The sequence below is a fragment of the Serratia sp. UGAL515B_01 genome (assembly GCF_033095805.1).
Taxonomy (GTDB): domain Bacteria; phylum Pseudomonadota; class Gammaproteobacteria; order Enterobacterales; family Enterobacteriaceae; genus Chania.
The window spans coordinates 405383-410630 of sequence record NZ_CP109901.1; the positions used below are offsets into that span (position 1 = coordinate 405383).

General features: G+C 50.5%; 4 protein-coding genes. 3 read left to right on the plus strand and 1 reads right to left on the minus strand.

Going from position 1 to position 5248, the window contains the following annotated elements:
- Positions 1-246: 246 nt before the first annotated feature.
- From OK023_RS02035 to OK023_RS02045, 3 genes are all read left to right on the plus strand, one after another.
- Positions 247-1467, plus strand: a complete 1221-nt coding sequence (locus OK023_RS02035; RefSeq protein ID WP_317694532.1) for a hypothetical protein — start codon at positions 247-249, stop codon at positions 1465-1467.
- A gap of 127 nt (positions 1468-1594) precedes the next feature.
- The gene (locus OK023_RS02040) at positions 1595-2779 is read left to right on the plus strand and encodes an amidohydrolase (RefSeq protein ID WP_317694533.1); all 1185 of its coding nucleotides are present in this window, start codon (positions 1595-1597) and stop codon (positions 2777-2779) included.
- Between the two features lie 3 nt (positions 2780-2782).
- Entirely contained in the window at positions 2783-3586 is an 804-nt protein-coding gene (locus OK023_RS02045; RefSeq protein ID WP_317694534.1) for a nucleotidyltransferase domain-containing protein, read from the plus strand.
- A gap of 105 nt (positions 3587-3691) precedes the next feature.
- On the opposite strand, the gene OK023_RS02050 is transcribed toward OK023_RS02045, so the two are convergent.
- Positions 3692-5194 (minus strand): tryptophan halogenase family protein, encoded by a 1503-nt coding sequence (locus OK023_RS02050; protein WP_317694535.1) that lies wholly within the window; start codon positions 5192-5194, stop codon positions 3692-3694.
- Between the last annotated feature and the right edge of the window lie 54 nt (positions 5195-5248).

Sequence of the window (5248 nt, forward strand, 5' to 3'; positions counted from 1 at the left end):
CTTATTGGGTCCACCAAACGGTACGACTCACACTTGGCTTGCGCTCAAATGTCCGCCAGTGGTAGGCGCATGAAGTTAAGGGACATAGCCTAGAAGTCACACTTTTGTGATTTTCCCTTCGGGCTGCCGCTTTGTGGCATTCAAATTGGTTCCTGACTGATTTGTCGTTCAGTTTCCGCATTCATGTAGCTCGAATTATTTAGGGCATAAATGAATGGCTGAGAAATACAAAAAAGGAATTTTTCTATGTCACAGATGTTAGCACTTTTGATTGTCATGGCAATTTTGTACTTTGGGGATGCCGTATCCGTGCGAACCAGAGCATGGATACCTTCTGTATTTGTTTGCGCAGTGCTGTTTCTGTTGGGGTACTGGACGTTCTTCCCGAAAGATATTGTCAGTGTTGCTGGCATCACGCCGGTGGTTGCCGGGATGTTGATGTATCTGCTTATCACCAATATGGGGACATTGCTTTCTGTGTCGGAACTGATGCGGCAATGGAAGACGATTATTATTTCGCTGGCGGGCGTGTGCGGCATTACCGTAGCCGTGTTTGCTGCCTGTATGCTGTTATTTGATATGAATACGGCCATTGTCACCGTTCCTCCGTTGGTTGGTGGGATTGTATCTGCGATTATCATGTCGAAAGGGGCTGCAAGTGCTGGGCTGGTTGATCTCTCTGTTTTTGCCATCCTGCTCTATGTCATGCAAGGCTTTGCCGGTTACCCGCTGACTGCCATTATGTTGCAACGGGAAGGTAAACGCGTTCTGCAAAAATATCGCCAAGGTGAATGGCGCGAGTCGGTGGCGCAGCTTCCCGAAGATAAGGAGGAAACCACGATCGCGGCTGAAGAAAAAATGCCGCGCATGTTTAACTCCATCCCTGCTCAATATAACACCAGCTATTTCAAGTTCCTGCGTTTGGCGTTGGTGGCCTATCTTGCCTATCTGGCATCACATTGGCTCGCACCGGTGATAACCATCAGTCCATTCGTACTCTGTCTGCTGTTTGGGGTGGTGGCGGCCACACTTGGCTTTCTCGAGAAACACCCCCTGCAGAAAGCCAATGGTTTTGGTTTCGCAGTGATGGGGTTGATGCTATTCATCTTTGATACGCTGAATAGGGCAACGCCGGAAATGTTGCTACGGCTGGTATACCCGATGGTTGTCCTGATTATCGTCGCGGTAGTGGGAATGTTTGTTATCTCATGGCTAGTGGGGAGGCTACTGGGCGTTAGTATGGAAATGGCGTTTGCCATCTCCCTGACGGCAATGTATGGATTTCCAGCAGATTACATTATTACTCAGGAAGCGATTAGCGCGCTTACCGAGGACGACAAAGAGCGTGAGATCCTGACACACCATATGCTTGCACCGATGCTAGTCGGCGGTTTTATTTCAGTCACTATGGTTTCCGTCGTGTTGGCGGGGATCATGGTGGGCTATATCACCCCCATTTCAGGATAAACCATGACTTATGCGGATACAGGGTGCATTCAACAGCATCTTGAGAAAATCGCTTAGGCAGTGCCTTTTTAAAAGGCGACTGATGTCACTTTTCAAACAGTAAATGAAATCACGGAGGCAACCTGTTATGACCAATAATGCCATTGCGCAATCTGTTCATGCCCATGTAGAAACGATGATTGCGTTTCGCCGCGATCTGCATGCTCACCCGGAGCTGCCCTGGGAAGAGGTGCGCACGACGCAAAAAGTGGCACAAGCGCTGGAGGAGATCGGCATTCCTTATCGCCTGACTACCCCTACCGGAGTGATAGCCGAGATTGTTGGTGGGCAATCAGGAAAGACCGTGGCACTGCGTGCCGATATGGATGCACTGCCGGTGCAGGAACTGAACGACACATTAAGTTATAAATCAAAAGCTGAGGGAAAAATGCACGCCTGCGGGCACGACGCGCATACGGCGATGCTACTGACGGCCGCTAAGGTACTGTATGAAAACAGAGCCAGCCTGCGCGGCAACGTACGGCTGATTTTCCAACCTGCGGAAGAGATTGCCGAAGGGGCTCGTGAGATGGTGAAACAGGGGGCGATTGAGGGTGTGGATAATGTGTTTGGTATGCATATCTGGACTACCAGCCCTTCAGGCAAGATTTCTTGTAACGCAGGTTCCAGCTTTGCTTCTGCCGATTTACTCAAAGTAAAGTTTAGAGGGCGGGGTGGTCATGGCTCGATGCCGGAAGCTTGTGTGGATGCTGCTGTTGTGGCCTCGGCTTTTGTGATGAATGTGCAAGCGGTCGTGTCTCGTGAAACATCCCCTCTGGAATCTGCGGTGGTGACGATTGGGCGCATGGAAGTGGGTACTCGCTTTAACGTCATCGCTGAGAATGCCGCATTAGATGGCACAGTACGCTGTTTTAATGTGGCAACACGTGAGCGTATCAAAGCTGCGATTGAGCGTTACGCCCACCATACTGCCGCTATTTACGGTGCCAGTGCCGAAGTGGAGTACAGTTACGGCACTCTTCCAGTGATCAACGAAGAGCGTAGCGCACGGTTAGCGCAGTCTGTAGTGCGTTCTGCCTTTGGTGAAGAGGTATTGTTTGCTGAAAAACCGACTACCGGTGGCGAGGATTTTAGCTTCTATATTGAAAATATCCCCGGTTGCTTTGCCTTACTGGGATGTGGTAACCCAGAGAAAGGAACCGACTGGGCGCATCATCATGGCTGTTTCAATATTGACGAAGACGTTATGGTAAAAGGGGCGGAGCTGTATGCCCAGTATGCTTGGAGCTATCTGCAACAGGATGAGTTCTAGGCTGTGTCCCTTAACTGTCTGTGGTGCCGTCGCAGACCCAAAAGTCCATCATCACTAACCTGTGGAGGGAAATACACTGGATTTTCAGTCATTGGTCTAATACGTGGACTGAGCGGTTGGAATGGCAGGGGGAGTGGCTGGGGCTTTGCCTCACCAGACAGCGATTATGATGTGCGCTTTTTGTATGTGCACCGGCCAGAGTGGTATCTACGGGTGGAGCCTCAGCGGGATGTGATAGAGCTACCCATCGATGGTGAACTGGATGTCTGTGGTTGGGAATGGCGCAAAGCGCTTGGTCTGTTGAAACGCGCTAACCCGACGTTAATCGAGCGGTTGGATTCACCGGTGGTATACCAGGAAACTCCTGAGGCCATTGCTGCGCTGCGTAACCTCGTTCCTGAATGGTTTTCCCCACAGCGTGCTCGCTGGCACTATCTGTCTATGGCGCGGAAAAACTTTCGTGGTTATCTGCAAAGCGAACAGGTGCGGTTGAAGAAATATTTCTACGTATTACGCCCGCTGCTGGCAGTGCGCTGGATCGAGGCAGGCAAAGGCACGCCGCCGATGCGTTTTGAGCAATTGTTGGCCGAAACAGTGAAAAACCCCCTTTTGTTGGCAGAAATCGACGCGCTATTGGTCGTGAAACAGCGAGCAGGAGAGGCGGAGTATGGGCCTCGTAGGGAGGCTATCCACGCGTTTATCACGCAGGAACTGGCATCAGATAGTCAACAAACGGCTTTGCCGCATAAGCTTGCACGTAGCAGCAGATCGCTGGACGAACTGCTCTATCGCACCGTGATGGCGTGATCAACCGGGGAAAGGAATTTTCCCCGGCAGTATTAAGAGTAAAATAGGGTGTTGAGATTTAAACGAGCGTAAGTATGACGTTTGGCTGCGCATCAACTTATTGTGTCAATGCCCTTGGTTTGCTTGCTCGGTTTGTAGCTTTTGTAGCACATCATACAAGCGTTTCTTTGATTCATCAGGCAGAGCCATCAGCTCGATCCGAGCGGCAGCAGAAGGGATCACGCCAAGGGGGGCGGCAACAAATAACCAGTTAATAAGGTGAAAGATGCCTTGCCAACCGTTGATCGCATAGTCTTGTACATCGATCATACGCGGTGTCCGTAATGTGAAGCACTCTTTCAATGCTTGATAAGAATCGGGTTTCGGTGCCGCGGTGGCATCGCGCCAAAATTCGGTATCTTGTCGTGGGCAATCATAATGCATGCGCAGAAAATCGCGGATACCTGCCCAACACTTGGCATTAGCCTGATTAAAGTCTGTGACCGCTGCCTCGGAGATCACACCTTGGCTTTGGGTAAGCACACGTTCAAAATTGCGCAGTTGCTCCAGCATTTGCCCAATAGAAGTGGCTTCAAGTGGTTCAACAAAACCTGATGCTAGCCCTAGGGCCATAATATTGCCAACCCATACCTGCTCGAAGTGCCCAGGGGTAAAACGCAGCGTTTTCATCGGATTGATGGCAAAGCCCAGCGTGCGTTCAATTTCGTCTAACGCTTGTTGTTCGTCGATATGCGCACTACTGAAAACATAGCCAGCCCCTACGCGTTCGACTAACGGTATTTGCCACATCCAGCCTGCATTCATTGCTAATGCTCGCGTCAGCAACGCTGGGTTTGGTGCCGGATGCGCCATATGGAAAGGAATGGCGCGATCTAGCAGCAGATAAGGCGAAAAAGAGTGCCAACGGGTTTCCAACTGTTTACCCACCACCAGACGGGCCAATCCGGACGCGTCGATCAGAAAGTCGATGTCTAACCGTCCGTCTGATAAATGTAAAGCTGTCGCATGCCGTTGTTCATTGAGTTGTACATCCATCACTTTCGCTCGCCGATGGATCACTCCGCGCGACACGGCAATTTTCTCCAGGTATTTCGCCACTCGGTGGCTGTCAAAGTGATAGGAAGCAGAAAGACCAGAAGCTGCGTCGGCCAACATGGATGTTGCTTGTTGCTGCGAGGCATTCTCCGCAATAACTTTAAAGCCAGGAACCAGCAAGTGTAGCGGGATATTTTGTTCAATAAGGGCGGAAAATAACGGATAGATCCCCTGTTCATACCAGTCAGTTGCAGCAATTCCTGGCTTGGCAAACAGATGATAGTAATGGTCGTTTTTGCTGCCATCGCGCCAGCCTTGATACACAAACCCCAGTTTGTAGGCAGCACCGGTTTCCTGGACAAACTCATCAATCGGGATTTGGTTTTGCTGCAAAGCTTGCACTAGATTGAGTAGCCCCCCCTCACCGACACCGATAATACCGATATCAGGTGATTCAACCAGTATGACTTCCACTTTAGGGCTAAAGATGCGACGCAGCGTCAGAGCAGCGAACCAGCCAGCAGTTCCTCCGCCAATAATCGCTACGCGGTTGATACCACGCAGATTAATCATGATGACAACTCCTTTGTGGGGGGCAAAAGCCCCCCAATTAAAGTTATTTCACTA